This window comes from Desulfovibrio sp. JY (assembly GCA_021730285.1).
Lineage (GTDB): Bacteria > Desulfobacterota > Desulfovibrionia > Desulfovibrionales > Desulfovibrionaceae > Solidesulfovibrio.
Genome location: CP082962.1, coordinates 1,820,755 through 1,837,038, shown reverse-complemented (window position 1 = coordinate 1,837,038; position 16,284 = coordinate 1,820,755). Strand labels below are relative to the sequence as shown.

At 68.8% G+C, this 16,284-nt stretch carries 17 protein-coding genes; all 17 read left to right on the top strand.

The annotated features are described in order from the left end of the window. Positions 1-20: 20 nt before the first annotated feature. The 17 genes from K9F62_08190 (at position 21) to K9F62_08110 (ending at position 16,279) form a co-directional block, all read left to right on the top strand. Complete coding sequence (locus tag K9F62_08190) at positions 21-755, top strand: hypothetical protein (GenBank protein UJX42637.1); 735 nt, start codon at positions 21-23, stop codon at positions 753-755. Beyond that, positions 752-1,663, top strand: coding sequence for a hypothetical protein (locus K9F62_08185; protein ID UJX42636.1), 912 nt, complete (start codon positions 752-754; stop codon positions 1,661-1,663). The genes K9F62_08190 and K9F62_08185 overlap by 4 nt, the downstream gene beginning before the upstream one ends. Positions 1,664-1,687: 24 nt before the next feature. Beyond that, on the top strand, positions 1,688-2,146 hold the full coding sequence (locus K9F62_08180; protein UJX42635.1) for a hypothetical protein: 459 nt from the start codon (positions 1,688-1,690) through the stop codon (positions 2,144-2,146). A 524-nt stretch (positions 2,147-2,670) separates the two neighbouring features. Further along, positions 2,671-3,234, top strand: coding sequence for a hypothetical protein (locus tag K9F62_08175; GenBank protein ID UJX42634.1), 564 nt, complete (start codon positions 2,671-2,673; stop codon positions 3,232-3,234). Between the two features lie 9 nt (positions 3,235-3,243). Next, positions 3,244-3,912 carry a hypothetical protein gene (locus tag K9F62_08170; GenBank protein ID UJX42633.1) on the top strand — a complete coding sequence of 223 codons (669 nt, stop codon included), beginning with the start codon at positions 3,244-3,246 and terminating at the stop codon, positions 3,910-3,912. 36 nt (positions 3,913-3,948) lie between these two features. After that, complete coding sequence (locus tag K9F62_08165) at positions 3,949-4,161, top strand: hypothetical protein (protein ID UJX42632.1); 213 nt, start codon at positions 3,949-3,951, stop codon at positions 4,159-4,161. Beyond that, positions 4,148-5,800, top strand: a complete 1,653-nt coding sequence (locus tag K9F62_08160) for a transglutaminase (protein UJX42631.1) — start codon at positions 4,148-4,150, stop codon at positions 5,798-5,800. The genes K9F62_08165 and K9F62_08160 overlap by 14 nt, the downstream gene beginning before the upstream one ends. Beyond that, a complete protein-coding gene (locus K9F62_08155; GenBank protein ID UJX42630.1) occupies positions 5,800-6,267 on the top strand; it encodes a hypothetical protein in 468 nt (155 codons plus the stop codon). The genes K9F62_08160 and K9F62_08155 overlap by 1 nt, the downstream gene beginning before the upstream one ends. Beyond that, the gene (locus tag K9F62_08150) at positions 6,264-7,682 is read left to right on the top strand and encodes a hypothetical protein (GenBank protein ID UJX42629.1); all 1,419 of its coding nucleotides are present in this window, start codon (positions 6,264-6,266) and stop codon (positions 7,680-7,682) included. The genes K9F62_08155 and K9F62_08150 overlap by 4 nt, the downstream gene beginning before the upstream one ends. Then, complete coding sequence (locus K9F62_08145) at positions 7,679-9,598, top strand: hypothetical protein (protein ID UJX42628.1); 1,920 nt, start codon at positions 7,679-7,681, stop codon at positions 9,596-9,598. The genes K9F62_08150 and K9F62_08145 overlap by 4 nt, the downstream gene beginning before the upstream one ends. Before the next feature lie 16 nt (positions 9,599-9,614). Beyond that, positions 9,615-10,034 carry a hypothetical protein gene (locus K9F62_08140; protein ID UJX42627.1) on the top strand — a complete coding sequence of 140 codons (420 nt, stop codon included), beginning with the start codon at positions 9,615-9,617 and terminating at the stop codon, positions 10,032-10,034. Between the two features lie 9 nt (positions 10,035-10,043). Then, positions 10,044-11,234 carry a hypothetical protein gene (locus K9F62_08135; GenBank protein ID UJX42626.1) on the top strand — a complete coding sequence of 397 codons (1,191 nt, stop codon included), beginning with the start codon at positions 10,044-10,046 and terminating at the stop codon, positions 11,232-11,234. A gap of 9 nt (positions 11,235-11,243) precedes the next feature. Next, positions 11,244-11,573 carry a hypothetical protein gene (locus K9F62_08130; protein ID UJX42625.1) on the top strand — a complete coding sequence of 110 codons (330 nt, stop codon included), beginning with the start codon at positions 11,244-11,246 and terminating at the stop codon, positions 11,571-11,573. Positions 11,574-11,759: 186 nt separating this feature from the next. After that, on the top strand, positions 11,760-12,959 hold the full coding sequence (locus tag K9F62_08125) for a response regulator (protein UJX42624.1): 1,200 nt from the start codon (positions 11,760-11,762) through the stop codon (positions 12,957-12,959). Positions 12,960-12,972: 13 nt separating this feature from the next. Then, positions 12,973-13,791 carry a Tfp pilus assembly protein PilF gene (locus K9F62_08120; GenBank protein ID UJX42623.1) on the top strand — a complete coding sequence of 273 codons (819 nt, stop codon included), beginning with the start codon at positions 12,973-12,975 and terminating at the stop codon, positions 13,789-13,791. A gap of 38 nt (positions 13,792-13,829) precedes the next feature. Continuing rightward, a complete protein-coding gene (locus tag K9F62_08115; protein UJX42622.1) occupies positions 13,830-14,660 on the top strand; it encodes a hypothetical protein in 831 nt (276 codons plus the stop codon). Continuing rightward, the gene (locus K9F62_08110; protein UJX42621.1) at positions 14,657-16,279 is read left to right on the top strand and encodes a PAS domain-containing protein; all 1,623 of its coding nucleotides are present in this window, start codon (positions 14,657-14,659) and stop codon (positions 16,277-16,279) included. Before K9F62_08115 ends, K9F62_08110 begins: the two co-directional genes overlap by 4 nt. Positions 16,280-16,284: the final 5 nt, after the last annotated feature.

The window sequence follows — 16,284 nt, the reverse complement described above, 5'->3', positions numbered from 1 at the left end:
AGACGACTCTGGAGGATGTGATGGCGCAAGCGCAACTCTCCCTGCCCCGGGCCGCGGCCGAAGCACAAAAAAACGCCTGCCCCGACACCGTGGCCGGGCTTATGGCCGAGGTGGCCAGCATCGTCGGTGATCCGGCGGTCGGCGAGAGCGAAATCCTGCGGGCACTCGGGCGCGGGCTTATGGCCGCCGCCGCAGCCGCCCGTCTGCCGGGGCTCGCCGCCGAGGCGCAACTCCCCTTCCCGGCGGGACAGGGGCATGCCGCGCTGCCGGCGGATATGCAGCACGGTCCCGTTTATGCCTTCCTCCTCCCCGGGCGTGGCCGGGTCCGGGTGGCGCCGGACCTGGCTTCGCTTCGGCGGGAGATCCGCTTCGGCGCGCACGGGCACATCCGCTGCGTGGCCGCCGGAGCCGGAAGACTCTACGCCCGGCCCGCGCCGACCGCCGACGCGGAGCTGACCGTCGGCTACTACCGCCTGCCCGATCCACTGGTCGCCCTGTCCGACAAGCCGGATTGTCTCCCGCCGCATCTGGCCGGACCGCTTCTGGTCAGCTTCGCCTGCCGGGAGATCTTCGAACGCCTGGAGGAAGGGGCCGACGGCAAAAAGCCCCAGGCCACGGCCTATGCCCGGCGCTTCGAGGCGGCCCTGGCGGAACTGGTCGCCCTGACCGGCCCGGCCGTCATCCAGGACGAGCCGGCCGATATTCCCGGCCCCTGGGACGGCGGTCTGCCGGTCTTCGGGGAGGATTGGCCGTGAGCAAGGACATGCGGCTCACCCGTTGCCTGGGCCTTGGCCAGTCGGGCTCGCCCTTGTCCCTGGTCTGCGAACCGGACACCGGCCGCTTCGAACTGGCCCGGGCCGTCAACGTCGAGGTCGCCGCCGGCCGCATCCGCCGCCGTCCAGGCTACGCGGCCATCGGGGAAGCGGGGTTCGCGACGCTTTTCTCCGACGGCGCGAACCTCTACGGCGCGCGCGACGGCGGCATCTGGCTGATCCCGGGCCAGGGCGAGCCACGCCTTTTGCGCGGCGGCCTCACCCCCGAAGGCCGCGTCGTCTTCCTCGTCGTCGGCGACACGGTCTACTTCACCAACGGCTTCGAAACCGGCCGCCTCCGCGACGGCACAGCCCTGCCCTGGGGCGGGGGGACCTATCCCGGCCCGGACCGCTCCGGCCGCTTCGTCCCGCCGCCGCCCGGCGAGCATCTGGCCCACTTTGCCGGCCGCATCTGGATCGCCTCCGGCAATCTGGTGCGCTTTACCGAAGGAGCCGGACTCTTCGACTGGGTGGACGGCGCGGCCGGATTCCTGCCCCCGGCCACCGGCCATGTGCGGTTCCTGCGCGCCGTCGGCGGCGGGCTCTACATCGGCGACGACGCCGGCGTGGCTTTCGCCGCCGGGCACGACCCGAAAAAGGCCATGTTCTTCAAGCGGGTCTGCCCCACGCCGCCCCTGCCCGGCAGCGACGTCGCCCTGGAATCCGGCCACAACGAAACCGTGGCCGGGCAGACGCTCTCCGGCGACGCGGCCCTTTGGGCCGGGACGGACGGCGTCTACCGGGGCGACGCCGACGGCCGGGTCACGCGCCTGGCCGCGGCCGCCATCCCGCCGGGCAAGGCCTGCGCCGTGGCCACAAACCGCCGCTACCGCCTCTTCATCAACGCCTAGCAACAACACAAAGGAGCGCCACCTATGGCCCTGCGTCTCTCCACCGGTCTTCGCAACAAGCTGCTCGGCACCGAAGGTTTCAAGACCATCATGCAAAACGGCGTGATCCGCATCTTCCCGGGCGTGCAGCCCTCCAGCGCCGACGACGGCGAAAGCGTTTCCCCTCTCCTGGAGATCACCGTCTCCTCCGGAACCTTCACCGCCGGCACGGCCACAAACGGCCTCAACTTCGCCGCCCCCTCCGGCGGCTCCTGCGCCAAGGCCTCCTCCGAAGTCTGGTCCGGCGCGGCCGCGTCCACCGGCACCGCCGGCTGGTTCCGCTTCTACGCCAACGACATGACCACCGGATCGGATACCAGCCACGCCCGCTTCGACGGCTCGGTCTCCACCTCCGGAGCCCAGCTCAACATGTCGAGCACCGCCATCACCGCAGGCGCCACCACCACCATCGACAGCTTCGTCGTCACCATGCCGGCCTCGTAGGGAGGTGGAGGGAGGAACCGGGGGGAGGGAACTTTTTGAAAAAAGTTCCCTCCCCCCGGACCCCCTACCCTCAAAAACTTTCAGAGGAGATTCCATAACTTCACGGCCTCGAAGTCGGAGAGAAGCCATAGGGCTCCCGACCGGGAGGGACAAAACGAGAGACCCAAGCCGCTGTCCACCCGTATGCGCGGGAAGTCTCGTCTTCGCGCCCGTGATGACCGGACAAGGATTGCTTCGAGGCGTGGATTGCAAGGCCGATTGCCGGTGAGAGGTGATCCGGCCGGAAATCGCTCCCGAACATGGGGCGGAGGGCCAGTGTCAGTGGAAGGTGACCAGGCCGGGAACCGCTCCCGATCATGGGACTTGTGGCCTGGGCCGGGGGGCGGGGTGGAGCGGGCGCGAAGGCGTATTCTTCAAATATGCGCCGCACGCGGCCGCCACACCCCGCCCCCCGGCCAACCACCAGATGACCGAATCAAACCAAAGAAGATGAAACCCGGCACCATGCCGGCGGGGAAGGGATCATGTCCGACATCTATCCGCTCTCCATGCACTGCCGCTTCGAAGGCTTCCCCGCCCGCATCCGCGTGACCTGCGGCCAGGCCTTCGACACGGCCCGGGCCACGCCCTATTCCTACGGCAGCCGGGTCACCCTGTCCCGGACGCCTCGGAGCGGCGTGCTCTCCGGGAGCCTCACCCCCGGCGAGCCCCTGCCGACGCTGGAAACCATCTATTCCGACACCGGCGACGACGACGATTTCTCGCTCAAGCTGGCCCATTACGGCTACGGCCGGTTCTACCTGCCGGACGCGGACGCCACCCGCTACGCCCTGGCCCTGGTCAAGGGCATCCGGATCGAGGCCACGGGCGTGTACCGCTCCTTCGAAACCGTGGACGTCTGGGACACGCTGATCCCGGCGGCGACCGACCTGTCGGAACCTCTTGCCGCGCCGGACGCCGTCTATCTCCAGGACGACGACGGCACGGGCCGGACCAGCGTGGTCTGGTATCGCGGCGACATGCCGGCAGGCGGCATCGTGGTGACCGGCACCTTGCAACTCGGCGGCGACGTCGCCCTCCAACTGTAGGAAAACGCCATGGAATCCGTCTCCATCTACAGCCGCTCGGGCGATGCCGTCACCATGGTCGCGCCCGACGCCACCGCGCCGGAGCTTTACCGGGACCTGCTTTTCGTGCGCCGTTTCAACGACGTCTTCGGCCACGTCCCGGCCGACGAGGACCGCGTGGTGCGCACCTCGGGCGAAGTCTTCTACTCCACCAACGGCGCGTACGAGCCCTGGTCCGTGCGCAACCAGATGATCGGCCAGGGCGATATGATCAACGGCTGCTGGCGGCCCAACCCGAAAAACGCCGTGCCCGAATACGTCGGCGCGCGCTTCACCGAGCCGCTCAGAGTCACGGGCTTCCAATTCGCCTGCAGCGTGTCCGACGAACGCATCTACTGCCCCTGCGGCTCCGGGCCCTGCGCCAATCCCACCAGCTTCACCCTGGAAGGCTCCAACGACGAGGCCAACTGGACCACGCTTCTGGACATGAAGGACTTCACCGGAATGCGCATGGTCTACGATAGCCCCTACGACGACGAGGACTGCTCCTGGTGGGACCCGGCCGTGTTCCTGTCCGACCGCATGGACATCCCCGACAGCCACTATTTCCTGGCCTACCGCATGGTGATTTCGGACTTCAAGCCGGACATCTACGGCACCTACCTCGTGTCCGAACTCGTGCTCTACGGCACGTTCTAAGTCCGCCGACAATCTTTTTTCCCGAAGGTGACGCCCATGCTGACCCCTCTACCGGAGATACCGGAAGCACCGGATGCCGGCGCGACAAGCAGGCCCGTGCCGCCCCTGCTTCCCCGGCCCTTCCAGGACCTGCGCGACGCGGAATCGTCCTCCGCCGGCTGCGCGCCGGAGCAAAGCGCGCGGCACAACCCCTTTGCCGGAGTGCGTGTGCGGCTCGAACTGCCGGGGAGGCGCCATGCCCTCTCTTGAACAGTACCTGCTGACCATGGAGGCCGTGGAGGAAGAACACCTCACCGCCTCGGGACTGGCCGCCCTTCAGTGGGATGTTGCGGGGACCGGCACCTGCGGCGTGGTCACCGCCGCCGACGGCATCCCCCTGCCGATCCCGGAAATCGCCGCCTCGGGCGACTGGCTGCCGGCCGCAGGAGTGTCCCTGACCGGACTGGCCGCCCTGGCGACGACCGACGGCTGGCGTCCGGCCTGGGGGCAAAGTGCCCTGCCGATCCCGGAAATCGCCGGACAAGCCAGCCTGGCCCGCAAGGCCCAGGCGACGCTCACCGCCCTTTTCGGCCTGGGCCTTGCCGGAGCCTGCGGGGAGACAGCGCTTCCGGCCATAGCCGCCTACGGCCTGGACGGCGCTTCCGCGCGCACGGGTTCCGGCGCGACGACACTGCCGGTCCTCGCCGTCCACGCCTACCTGTGCGGCCTGGACAGCCCCGTGACCAGCCAGGCCGGGTCCGCCGCCGTGGTCGCCCTGCTCTGCCGAAACGATCCCGAACTGGCCGCCGTGGCCGCGTCGCTGGCGGATGCGTCGGTGGGCTGGGACGCCCTGGCCGGGGCCATGCTCGCGGCCGTGGCCCGGCGCATCACCTACGCGGCCGATGGCGACGACGACACGGATATCTGGAACTGCGCCCTGGGCACCTACTTCCGGGGCTGCGGCGACTGCGAGGACGGGGCCATCCTGCTCCATGCCCTGCTGCTGGCCGCCGGCGCACCGGCCGACCGGCTGGTCACGGCCTTCGGCCGGGTGGGCATCGACCGCGAGGGGCACAGCTGGGTGGGCTACCGCCGGGTGTCCGACGGCCGCTGGGTGGCCCTCGACTGGACCTGCGGCGCGGCCCAGGGCGCGGTCGCCGGCCTGCCCGTGCTTGGCGTGTCGGCCTACTACGCCGTGGTGGACTACGCCTTGACGGCCGGCTCCTTTTTCACGGTGCGCCAGGACGCGGCGGTCTTTTTCGCCCGGGCCATGGCCGACGCGGTGGCGCTTCCGGCCGCCGTCCTGGACGCTTCGGGCGCGCTTGGCGGCCAGGCGTCCCTTCACGTCCCGTCCGGCTGGGCACGTTGCCAGGGACGCGCGGGCGCAGGCGGTTCCTGCCGCATCCCGCATCCAACCGCATCCGGCTCGGCCGGTTCGGTCCTGGCCGCCATGACCTTCCCGGACGCCATCCTTGAAGCGGCTTGCGGCGGCAGGGCCCGTCTTGTCCCGCAGGTTCCCGAAATTGCCGCCCAGGCGGGCGGCGGCGCGACGGCGGCCATGCGTCTTGGCCGGACACGAAGCACGGGTGCGGCCAAGGCGGGCGTGCTGGTCGCGGGGCATGTCACCATGCCCCTGTGGCGCAACCTGGGCCGTGGCGAGGCGGGACGCGTCGCCAGGGCTCTTTGCCTGCTGCCCCGGCCGCGCTGCGCCGCCGACGGCACGCCCGGTTCCCTGGCCCCGGGCGGATTGTCCCTGCCCGTGCCGGACGCTTCGGCCGAGGGCCGGGAAATCGCCATCGTGCAGGCCATGCTCCAGGCGGCGGCCCTTGGCGCGCGCGGCCTGGCCAGGCCCGGCAACGCAGCCCTTGTTACCTGTCCCTGTGACGCCGCCGTCGGCGAGGAGTGGTGATGACGACCATCGGTTTTTCCCTGGAACTGGACAGCGGCGCGATAACGAGCCTGGCCGGCCTGCCGGTCGTTGCCGCCTGCCGCCACGGCGAAGCGGTCGTGTTCTCCGACGGCAAGCGACTCTGCCGGATCGGCGGCGACACCGACGACGGCGCGCCCATTGCCGCGCGCCTGACTCTGCCGGCAACCGACTGCGGCCAGCCCGGCCCCAAGCGGCTGCTCGGCCTTGTCCTCGAAGGGCGTATCGACGGCGAGACCGTCGTTTCCGCCGCCAGCTCGGACGGCTCGAAGCTGGAAGGCGTGGCCGGACCGGCCGGAAGCGGGGGGCTCCCCGGCCGTACGGTGGCCCGGCTCGGCCGGGGACGCGGCGAGCACTGGCAGGCGGAGATCGCAAGCCGCGCCCGGGGCGCGTTCGATCTCGGGGCCGTCACCCTCGTCGCCCTGCCCTTGGACCGGAGGCTGGCGTGAACCGCGATTTCCGTCCCACGGCGCGCCTGCGCTACGACGGCGACGCCGCAACGCTGGCCGGGCTGCGTGGCCAGGCGCTCCGGGAGCTTGCGGTCATGGACCGGGAAAACGTGTTCGACCTGCCGGTCTATTCCCGCGTCCTGCGCCTCCCCGGCGGCGAAACCATCGTGTGCGGCCGCACCGGGAGCCTCGACCGGGTGGACATCGTGGCCCCGCGCCACAGAATCTCCCGGGCGGGCGAACGCCCCCCGCTCCGGCCGCGCCCGGAGAGGGAAGGCGAATTTTTCGCCATCCCGGACTGCCTGGCCCGCTACGAGGGGATGACCAGCCTGCAAAATGCCGTCACCGACGGCGACCTGGCCGGCTGGTCCCTGGGGCTCGGCAACGACGTCACCGTCCTCGCGCCCGCGCAAGCCGGGCTGGCCGCGCCCGAGGGCCTGCCACAAGCCGGCATCGCGCGCGATCCGGGCGTGTTCGCGCTCCCCGGCGGCGCGGCCTCGGGCCTGCTTTTCGGCCGGGGCCACATTCCCGACAACGTGCCGTTTTCCGTCAGCTGCCTGATGCGCTTACGCGAGCCCCTGGAGTACGACTACACCTACGACGACAGGGGCGTGCGCAACCCCTTCCGCGCTTATTTCCTGCAAAGCGGGGACGGCTCGGACTTCACCTGGGACTGCCCGGGCAGCATTTCCCCGGTGTTGGGGTTTTGTTCGCCGCATCTGCACCCCGGCTGGTCGGAAATCGTCACCTATCCCTGGTCGCCCTGGAACTCGGACTTCACCAGCCAGACCGAGGAACTCGCCGGGGCCAAACGCTCGGCCACGGCCTGCCCGGACGCGCCGCCTCTAACCGGCGACGTATACCGCGACGCGGCGGGCCACGCCTACCCCTATCCCCACGGCTTCATCCTCGGCCTCCAGGCGGCCGGGCTCTTTGTCTACAACGGCAACCGGCTGCTCGGGGCGCGGCTGTCCAACTTCGAAAGCCAGTTCGGCTTCGCCCCGGCCCTGACCGATCCCCTGGAATACGGGCTGTGGCACCACGTGGTCATGACCCACGACGCGGACGGCACGGTGCGCGTCTACGTGGCCCGGGAAGACGACGCCGAAGCTTCGGTCTGGACCGGAAACCAGCCCCTTTGCGCCATGGACGACGCCTGCGTCTACCAGGCCAGCGGCGTCAACGCCTGGACGCTCCATAACGGCCGTACCGGCGCGGCCATCGGGGCCTACCGCATGAACCCCGTCATGGACGTGGCCCTGCCCCGCTTCTTCCACTACGCCCTGTCCGCCGACCAGGCCTACCTGCTCCAGCTCGAAGGGCTCACCGGCCTGTTCGTGGCCGACGACCAGGAGCTCGGCCAGGCGGCCGCCGCCGGGCTCACCCCGATCATCATCCCCAAGGAGGCGTCATGAGCGATTCCACCGGCGCGGCCGGCATCGTCCGCAACAAGTTCGACACGGCCCAGAACTACGCCAACGACGCCTGGCTTTCCGCCATCTCGTTTTTAAACCAGCTCGGCGGCGTGGCCAGGCTCACCTACCCGTCCGTGGACCTGCCCGCCATGCCGGACGCGCCGGAATACGCCGGCCTGCCCGATGTTCCGGACCTCGACGCCGTGCGCCTCGGCGAGGTCGCCGCGCCCGCCGCCCCGCAACTGTCCACCACCAGCCTCGACGGCATCGAAACGCCGGACTTCACCGTCGCCCCGCCGGAGATCAGCCTGCCGGACGATCCGGACCTTACCTGGCCCGAGGCTCCGGGCGACGCGCCGGGCGTGCCGGATATCGAGTTCCCGGCCGATCCGGCCATCGTCCTGCCCGATCCGCCGGTTTTCGACGCCATCACCATCCCCGAGCTGCCCGGCCCCATCACCCCGACCTTCGAGGGGGAACGGCCGCCCATGCCCGAGCTTGTCGCGCCGGGAAACCTCTTCGTCCTGCCGGGAGAGGAAACCTATGATTCGCCGGTGCGCGCGGCGGTCACGGACAAGATCACGAAAGCCCTTGTCGCGGGCGGCGCGGGCCAGGGGGCCGAGCTGGAGGAAAGGCTCTGGCAGCGGGCGCAAAGGCGGGCCGAGGACGAGCTGGCCAAACGGCTGACCGAACTCGGCGACAGCTTCGCCGCCCGGGGAGCCTCGGCCCTAAGCGGCCCCATGGCCGAACTCATGCGCCAAATTTACGCCGACCATGCCGACCGGATGGCCGAGGAGAACCTCAATATCCTGGCCAAGCAGGCCGACCTGGCCACGGCGGCGGACAAGGCCGTGATGGAACAGGCGCTGGCCCTGGAAGCGCAAAACATCGAGCTTTTCAACCAGCGCGCCGCCCGGGCCTTCGACGGGGCCAAAGCGCTGGCCCAGTACGGCTACGAGGCGCTCAACGCCGAGGTGGCCGTCCACAACGCCCAGCTCGCCCGCTACCAGGCCGACGCGGCGGTGTTCGAGGCCCGCATCCGGGCGTCCCTGTCCGACCTCGAGGCCTACAAGGTGCGCCTGGAAGGCGCGCGGCTTTCCGGCGAGGCCCAAAAGCGCGCCGCCGACCTGTATCTGGCCGAACTGTCCGGTGTTTCCGCCCTGGTCGGGCTCTACAAGGCCCGCATGGAAGGCGCGGCGGCCAAGTCGGCCCTGGGCCGCGACCGCCTGAGCGCCTACGAGGCCCAAATCCAGGCCTACGTGGCGGGCGTCAACGCCAACACCTCCCGCTACAATGCCCAGGCCGCGGCCATGGCAGGACAGGAGGCCAAGGCGCGCATCTACGCCGAACAGGTGCGGGCCTACGGCGAACGCGTGGCCGCGGCCAAAACCGTGGCGGATACGCGGCTGGCCGTTTCGTCCGAGGCAAATACGGTCAGGCTCGAGGCCTACAAGGCCGACGTGTCCCGCTTCGAGGCCGAACTGGCCCAGGCCCGGGCCCGGGCCGAGGCGCTGCTCAAGGACAAGGAGCTGGCCCTTCGCGGCTACGAGTCGCTCCTTGCCGCGCGCCGGGCCGACGCCGACCTGCGCGCCAAGGACCACGCCGGGCAGATCGACGCCTATCTCAAGGCGGCCGAGGTCTCCATCAAGGAGGCGGACATGCTGCTGCAAAATTCCCTCGGCGAACTGCGCCTGGAAGCGGAAAAGATCCGTTCCGGGGCCCAGGTCTCGGCCCAGATGGCGGCCAGCGCCTTAAGTTCCGTCAATGCCTCGGCCCAGATCGGCTACAGCGAGTCCATCGGCCAGCGCACGAACACCTCCACCACCGAGTCCACCCAGCGTTCCGTCAGCGAATCGACCTCCAAGTCGAACGGTTTCCGGGAAAGCTACAACCACAATTACAACTACAAGGTCTAACCAAGGAGGAACAGTCATGGCCAATCTGATCTATCCGGCGTTCAAGCGGTCCCTGGGCAACGGCGTCTTCGACCTGGCTTCCGACACCCTGCGCCTGGCCCTGCTCACCAGCGCCCATACGCCAAACGCCGGCCATGCCGTCTATGCCGACGTGGCCGGACAGGAAGTGTCCGGCACGGGCTACACAAGCGGCGGTGCGGCCCTCGCCGGGGTGACCTGGGCCCTTTCCAGCGACTCGGCCGTGCTCGACGCCGACGACCCGAGTTGGACCGAGGCCACGGTCACGGCCCGTTACGCCGCCGTCTACGCCGACAAGACCGTGGGCGAGCTGACCGGTCCGCTGGTGTGTCTGCTGGACTTCGGCGAGGAAAAAGGCGTCACGAGCGGCACGTTCACGGTGCAGTTCGACGCCGGCGGCGTCGTGGTGATGAGCTAGGGCCCTTCCATGGCGAGCAGCGTCTTTTATCCCGCGACATCCACGGATACCGGCTATTGGTTTGGTAACGGCGGCTGGTTTGCCTCATCCGGCTACAACGGCCGGACAGCCGCCGCGGGCAACTACAGCGGCAACAGCGAAAGCGCCTGGGCACGGTTCCAAAATGTCGCCATTCCCCAGGGGGCGACGATCACGTCCGCGATCTTGCGGCTCACCTCCAACGGCAACCATACCTCGAAAACGATAGCCTGGAGCGTTCGCGCCGAGCTGGCCGACTCCCCACACGCGCCGACATCCATTGCCGACGCCAACAGCCGTACGAAATCCAGCGGCGTGAACTGGTCTCCCGGCGACTGGACGGCACAGGCGTACGATTCCCCGGATATCGCTTCCGCCATCCAGGAGGTCGTGAACAGGACGGGATGGGCGGCGGGAAACGCCCTGCAGATCTTTGTGCTGGATAGCGGAAGCTCTTCCGGCGCCGAGCGCGCGTTTTACTGCTTTGGCAACGGCACGGGATATCCCGAGCTGCATGTCGCATGGCAGGTCCCGACGACGCTTGTCGCGGCATCTTCCGCGCGCGGGTATTTCGGGGCGAACGCGGCTTCCGGGGGAGGCGAGGCCAAGGCGGCCGTCCCGTCCACCACGTTGGGCCCCACAGCCCGGGAGGCCAATGACGCGGCCAGGGTCGACGCCGGCGTGGAGACCGAAACGTCGTCGTTCGCCACTGGCGTCGCCGCCGGATGGACCGAGGCTTCGGCGACATGCGCCAAGGCGCTCTCGATGCTTGCGTCCCGGCCCGTCGCGGCGTCCGTCACCCAGGGGATTTACGTTCTGGTCGCGGCGGCGCGTTGCGTCGCCGCCGCGATGGCGGCCCATCCGGTCGGACGTGGCCGCGCCGATCCGCCGCCGGCCCTTTTCGGCGCAACCCCGGGCAAACACACGGGGACGTCAGTGGCCATCGTGGCCCCTGACGCCGCCCAAACCCCGATCGTCACCCGGGCGGCCGCCGCCACGGCGGCAAGCGCGGCCGGGGTGCCGGCTTCCGTGCTGGGCCTGCTGGCGCGATCGCTTGCCGGGGAAACACCCGTACGCGAGGTCGCGCGCCTGGCGTCGCCCATCACGACAACGGTTCGAAGGGCATCGCCAGTTGCCGTCGCCATACGCCTGGCGTCGCCCATCGAAGCGGAGCAGGCATAAGGAGGGATCATGGCCGATACGATCTATCAGGGCGATACGGGCCTGCAAATCGTCCTCGATTGCGGCCGGGACATCACGGCCGCGACAAACGCGGCGCTCATGGTGCGAAAGCCCGATGGCTCCACGGCCAGATGGCCGGCGGACATCACGACGGAAGACGGGGAAACACGCTTTCTGGCCTATACCACCGGCCACGGCGACCTGGCCCAGCCCGGGGCGTACAGGCTGCAAGCGTCCCTGACCCTTGGCGATTGGTCCGGCCGTGGAAAAACCGCCTTGCTCGTCGTCCTGCCGCAATTCGCCCCGAGCGGAGCCATGGCCACGGGAACGGGCGCGTAGGCGCTCTAGACGGGCAGGAAGCGAGAGGATCAGGGCGTCGGCCGGGACACCGCCCGGGGACTTCCCTGGCGTTCCCTCCGGCGGGCAAGGGCCGGATCGCCACCGGCGCGCCTTGAATAACGGTCGAAGATACCCTATCCAGGAAGGGCTGGCTGCCTGGGCAAGCCGGCCCTCCCCGGAGCCCGCATGGACAAACCCCGCATCCTGTTCGTGGATGATGATCAGGAGATCCTGGCCGCGTACGCCCGCGCTTTCCGCAAGCAGTATGCCGTGGAAACGGCGGCGGGGCCCGGGATCGGACTGACGCTGCTCGAAAGCGGCCTCGAGGTGGCCGTGGTCGTCTCCGACCTGCGCATGCCCGACATGGACGGCGTGGAATTTCTGGGCCGGGTGCGCGAACTGTGCCCCGATGCCGTGCGGGTGATCCTCACCGGGTTCGCCGACATCGCCGTGGCCATGGCCGCGGTCAACAAAAGCAAGGTGTTCAGCTTCCTGACCAAGCCCTGCCCCGAGGAGGAGCTGGAGGAAGCCTTGGCAGCGGCGCTGCGCCAGCACCAGCTCCTGGCCTCGGAAAAGGAGCTTTTGCGGGGCACGGTGCGCGGCACCATCAAGCTGCTCACCAACCTGCTCGAGATGGTCAATCCGGAAGCCTTCGGCAAGTCTTCCCGGGTCAAGCGCCTGGCCGTGGACCTGGCCGCCTACCTCGGCATGGAGGAATCCTGGCGGCTGGAACTGGCCGCCATGCTGTCCCAGATCGGCTGCGCCGCCATGCCGGCCGACACCTTGCGCAAGGCCTACCGGGGAGAACCGCTGCCCGGGGACAAGGCCTACGAATTCGCCATGCATCCCAGGATCGCGGCCGACCTCATCTCCAATATCCCGCGTCTGCGCGAGGTGGCCGAGATCATCGCCTATCAGGAAAAGCGCTTCGACGGCGGCGGACTGCCCCCGGACGCGACCAGCGGGGAAAACATTCCTTACGGCGCGCGCATCCTCAAGGTCGCCCTGGATTTCGACACCCTGGAGGCCATGTACCGGCACAAGGGCCGGGAGGCCGAGGCCGTGGCCCTGACCCTGGCCCGCATGCGCGACCGGCTCGGCTGGTACGACCCGGAGGTCCTCGACGCCCTCGAATCCCTGGCCACGCTGCCGGACGGTTTCGAGCCCCGGCTCGTCGCGGACGGGGAGCTTGCCCCGGGCATGCTGCTCGACCAGGACGTGCTCGACCTCAAGGGGGAACTGGTCCTTGGCCGGGGGCTCGAACTCAATACCATGTCCATACACCGGCTGATCGACCTTGGCGCGAACCTTGGCAGAAAACCGCGCTGGCGGGTCCTGGTCCCCCCGGCCGAAAAACTGGCCTTTGCCAAAATCCTCGACGGCTAAGGGCAACTACTCCATGGAAGCCATGCCTTCGCCCCCCTCGCCACAGCGGCAACACAAGGACGACTTGTTCCGGGGCGCCTTTTCGACCCAGATCCACTCCGCCATCGGCTTCGGCTCCACCAAGCGCAAGGTGAAGCAGAACATCCACGTCTTTGCCGAGGAGCAAAAAGACGGCTCCTACCGCGTGCGCGCCCTCAACAAGAATTTCATCCCTTCGGGCAAGCCGCGGATCCTCAGCAAGGAGGAGCTGCTTTCGAACTACCTGCCGGAACCCGACCTGTACATGAACAAGGTCGTGCCCATGATGCGCCAGGTGCGCGAGACCGTGGACGCGGCCGACGAGCACCGGGCCCAGACCGAATTCATGTCCGCCGAATTCGAATACAAAAACGCCCTGCGCGTGGACGAGGAGCACATCCGGGCCACCTTCGGCCTGGGGCTCACCTACCTCGACCGGGGCGAGGTGGACAACGCCAACCTGGTGTGCCGGCGCATCATCACCCTGGAGGCGGCCTTCGGCGAGGAGCACAAGCACCTTTTCAACGAATTCGGCATCAAGATGCGCAAGCACAAGATGTACGCCCAGGCCCTGCGGTACTATTTCAAGGCCTACCGCCTGGCGAAAAGAGACGAGCACCTGCTCTACAACATCGCCAGGACCTATTATGAAAAGGACAAGCCCAGGCTGGCCAGGAAATTCCTGGACATGGCCCTGGCCCTGAACCCCGCCTTCGAGGAAGGGCAAAGCCTTCTGCGTGCCGTCTCGAAGAAGGAAGAAGAGGAAATACTCCTCGGGGGACGTGGGCGCGGCGGGGAACGCGCCGCGTGGTGACGGCTGGCGGCGGCCGGTCGCATCGGGAGAGGATCGCCATGAGCTTTCTTGGACGCTTTCTCGTGGAACAGGGGGCCATCACCGAGGAACAGCTCGCCGACGGCCTGCGCTTCCAGAAGGAACACAACCGGCGCATCGGCGAAATGGCCGTGGACAGGGGCGTGCTCAGCTCCGGCGACGTGGACGGCATCTGTCGCCGGCAACAGACCGACCCCAGGCTTTTCGGCGACATCGCCGTGAAGGAGCGCCGGCTGTCCCGGCAGGACCTGGACCAACTGCTGTTTTTCCAGAAGGTCCAGCACACCTACCTCGGCGAGGCCCTGCTCCTTCGCGGCCACATCGACCGGGAGCAGTACAAGCGGCTTTTGGGCCGCCACTTCGCGTTGCGCCAATCCGGACAGATCAGCCTGCGCTATATCCAGGATTTTTTTGCCGACAACACGGTGGCCGAACTGCTGGTCGCGGCGGCGGGGCGGGCCTTTTGCCGGGTCGCCGGACTTGCGCTGGCGGTGGCGGCCCTCGGCCAGCCCGAAGACATGGCGGCCTTCCCCGAAACAGGCCTCATGACCGGCCTTCTCCCCGGGCCGAGGCGGTTGTGCGCGGCTATTGGCATAAGCGCCGCCCTCGCCGCCGGCCTGTGCCGGGAAGCGGACCCCGCGCCGGCCGAAAAGGCCCTGGACGCGTTTTTCACCACCACGCTCCTTTTTTTCCAGGACATGCTGCGGGACGCCTCCCTGCTTGCCCGGGAAACCCGCCTGACCCGCGGCGGGACGTTTTCCCATCCCCGGGAGGAGTCGCTCGGCATTCGCTGCGACACGCCGGCCGGAGACGCGGCGTTCGCCATCTGGATCGAGGAAAGTCCCGCGTGAACCGCCACCGTCCGCGATGCCGCAAGGCCCCAAAAGGCCCATGCGATCCCCGCGCCCCGTATTTCGAGGCCCTGTTCGACTCCCTGGACATGGGGCTGTGCTTTCTGGACACAAACCGCAAGGTGGTGGCCGTAAACGAGGCCCTGCGCCATTTTTATCCCGGGGACTTCGCCCCGGGCCGCCCCTGTCCGGGCGACGCGGACGCCTGCCGGCCCTGCCTGGCCGAGGAGGCGCTTGCGTCCGGAAAACCGGCCAACCGGGTGGCCGACGTTCTCGGTCCGGACGGCGCGACACGCCAGGTGGAAAGCGCCTGCCATCCGCTACGGGACGCGGACGGCCGGGTGTTCGGCCTGGTCGAAATCGTGCGCGACGTCAGCCGGTGCGTTTCGACCGAGCGGGAGATGGCCATGGCCGGGCAGGATATCGAGATGCTGCTCGGCTCCATCCGCTCCATCCTGGTGGGCCTGGACGGCGAGGACCGCGTGCGCCGCTTCAACGCCAGCGCCGAGGCGACCTTCGGACTTGCGGCCGGGCAGGCGACGGGAAAGGATTTCTTCGCGCTGCCCCTTGCCTGGGACGGGCGGGCGCTTCGCGAGGCCGTGACCGCCAGCCGCGACACGCTGTCCCCGGTGCGCGTGGACGAGGTGCGCTGCCGCATCCCGGATGGCAGCGAACGCGTGCTGGGGCTTACCGTCAACCCTGTGCCGGCGGCGTCCGGTTCCCAAGCCGGCGTGCTCCTCCTCGGCCAGGACCTGGCCGAGATCAAGGCCAGGGAGCTCAAGACGATCCAGGAACGGCGCATGCAGGCCATCGGCCGTCTGGCCGCCGGCATCGCCCACGAGATCAACACCCCCCTTCAGTACGTGACCTACAACGCCGGCTTTCTCGAGGAATCCTTCACGGACATCCTGCGCCTGCTTGCGGCCTGCCGGCGCCTGGCCGAGGCGGCCGCCGGCGGCAGCGAGGCCATCGCCGCCGCGGCCAGGGAACTCGACGCCCTGATCGAGGAGACGGACCTCGACTACCTGCGCCAGGAGATCCCGGCCGCCATCGCCAATTCCCGCAAAGGCCTGCACCAGGTGTCCGAGATCAGCGCGGCCATGCGCCAGATGTCCCACCCGGGCACGGGCGAATCGCTCTTTTTCGACATCAACGCCGCCGTGCGCGACATCGTCACCATCACCCGCAATGCTTGGAAACACGCGGCCGAGGTGGAATTAGAACTCGCTGACGGGCTGCCTTTGGTGTACGGTCGACCCCACGAGGTGTCCCAGGTGCTGCTCAACGTGGTCATAAACGCCGCCCAGGCGGTGGAAGAGCGCGTGAGCCGGGAACCCTGGCAACATGGCCGCATCGCCATCGCCACCAGCCTCGGGCCGCACGGCGTGACCGTCGCCGTCGCGGACAACGGCCCCGGCATCGATCCGGCCGACGAAGGGCGCATCTTCGACCCCTTTTTCACCACCAAGCCCGTCGGCAAGGGCACGGGGCAGGGGCTGGCCATAAGCCAGGCCATCATGTCCCGCCACGGCGGCGGCATCGAGGTGACGAACCGACCGGGGGAAGGAGCCACGTTTTTTCTGCGGTTTCCGGCGGAAGGCGCCGGAGCGACCGCGTAAGGCCG

Coding starts and splice junctions, on each gene's coding strand:
- K9F62_08190 (UJX42637.1), top strand. CDS start 21: ATGGCGCAAGCGCAACTCTCCCTGCCCCGGGCCGCGGCCGAAGCACAA.
- K9F62_08180 (UJX42635.1), top strand. CDS start 1,688: ATGGCCCTGCGTCTCTCCACCGGTCTTCGCAACAAGCTGCTCGGCACC.
- K9F62_08175 (UJX42634.1), top strand. CDS start 2,671: ATGTCCGACATCTATCCGCTCTCCATGCACTGCCGCTTCGAAGGCTTC.
- K9F62_08170 (UJX42633.1), top strand. CDS start 3,244: ATGGAATCCGTCTCCATCTACAGCCGCTCGGGCGATGCCGTCACCATG.
- K9F62_08165 (UJX42632.1), top strand. CDS start 3,949: ATGCTGACCCCTCTACCGGAGATACCGGAAGCACCGGATGCCGGCGCG.
- K9F62_08160 (UJX42631.1), top strand. CDS start 4,148: ATGCCCTCTCTTGAACAGTACCTGCTGACCATGGAGGCCGTGGAGGAA.
- K9F62_08155 (UJX42630.1), top strand. CDS start 5,800: ATGACGACCATCGGTTTTTCCCTGGAACTGGACAGCGGCGCGATAACG.
- K9F62_08145 (UJX42628.1), top strand. CDS start 7,679: ATGAGCGATTCCACCGGCGCGGCCGGCATCGTCCGCAACAAGTTCGAC.
- K9F62_08140 (UJX42627.1), top strand. CDS start 9,615: ATGGCCAATCTGATCTATCCGGCGTTCAAGCGGTCCCTGGGCAACGGC.
- K9F62_08135 (UJX42626.1), top strand. CDS start 10,044: ATGGCGAGCAGCGTCTTTTATCCCGCGACATCCACGGATACCGGCTAT.
- K9F62_08130 (UJX42625.1), top strand. CDS start 11,244: ATGGCCGATACGATCTATCAGGGCGATACGGGCCTGCAAATCGTCCTC.
- K9F62_08125 (UJX42624.1), top strand. CDS start 11,760: ATGGACAAACCCCGCATCCTGTTCGTGGATGATGATCAGGAGATCCTG.
- K9F62_08120 (UJX42623.1), top strand. CDS start 12,973: ATGGAAGCCATGCCTTCGCCCCCCTCGCCACAGCGGCAACACAAGGAC.
- K9F62_08115 (UJX42622.1), top strand. CDS start 13,830: ATGAGCTTTCTTGGACGCTTTCTCGTGGAACAGGGGGCCATCACCGAG.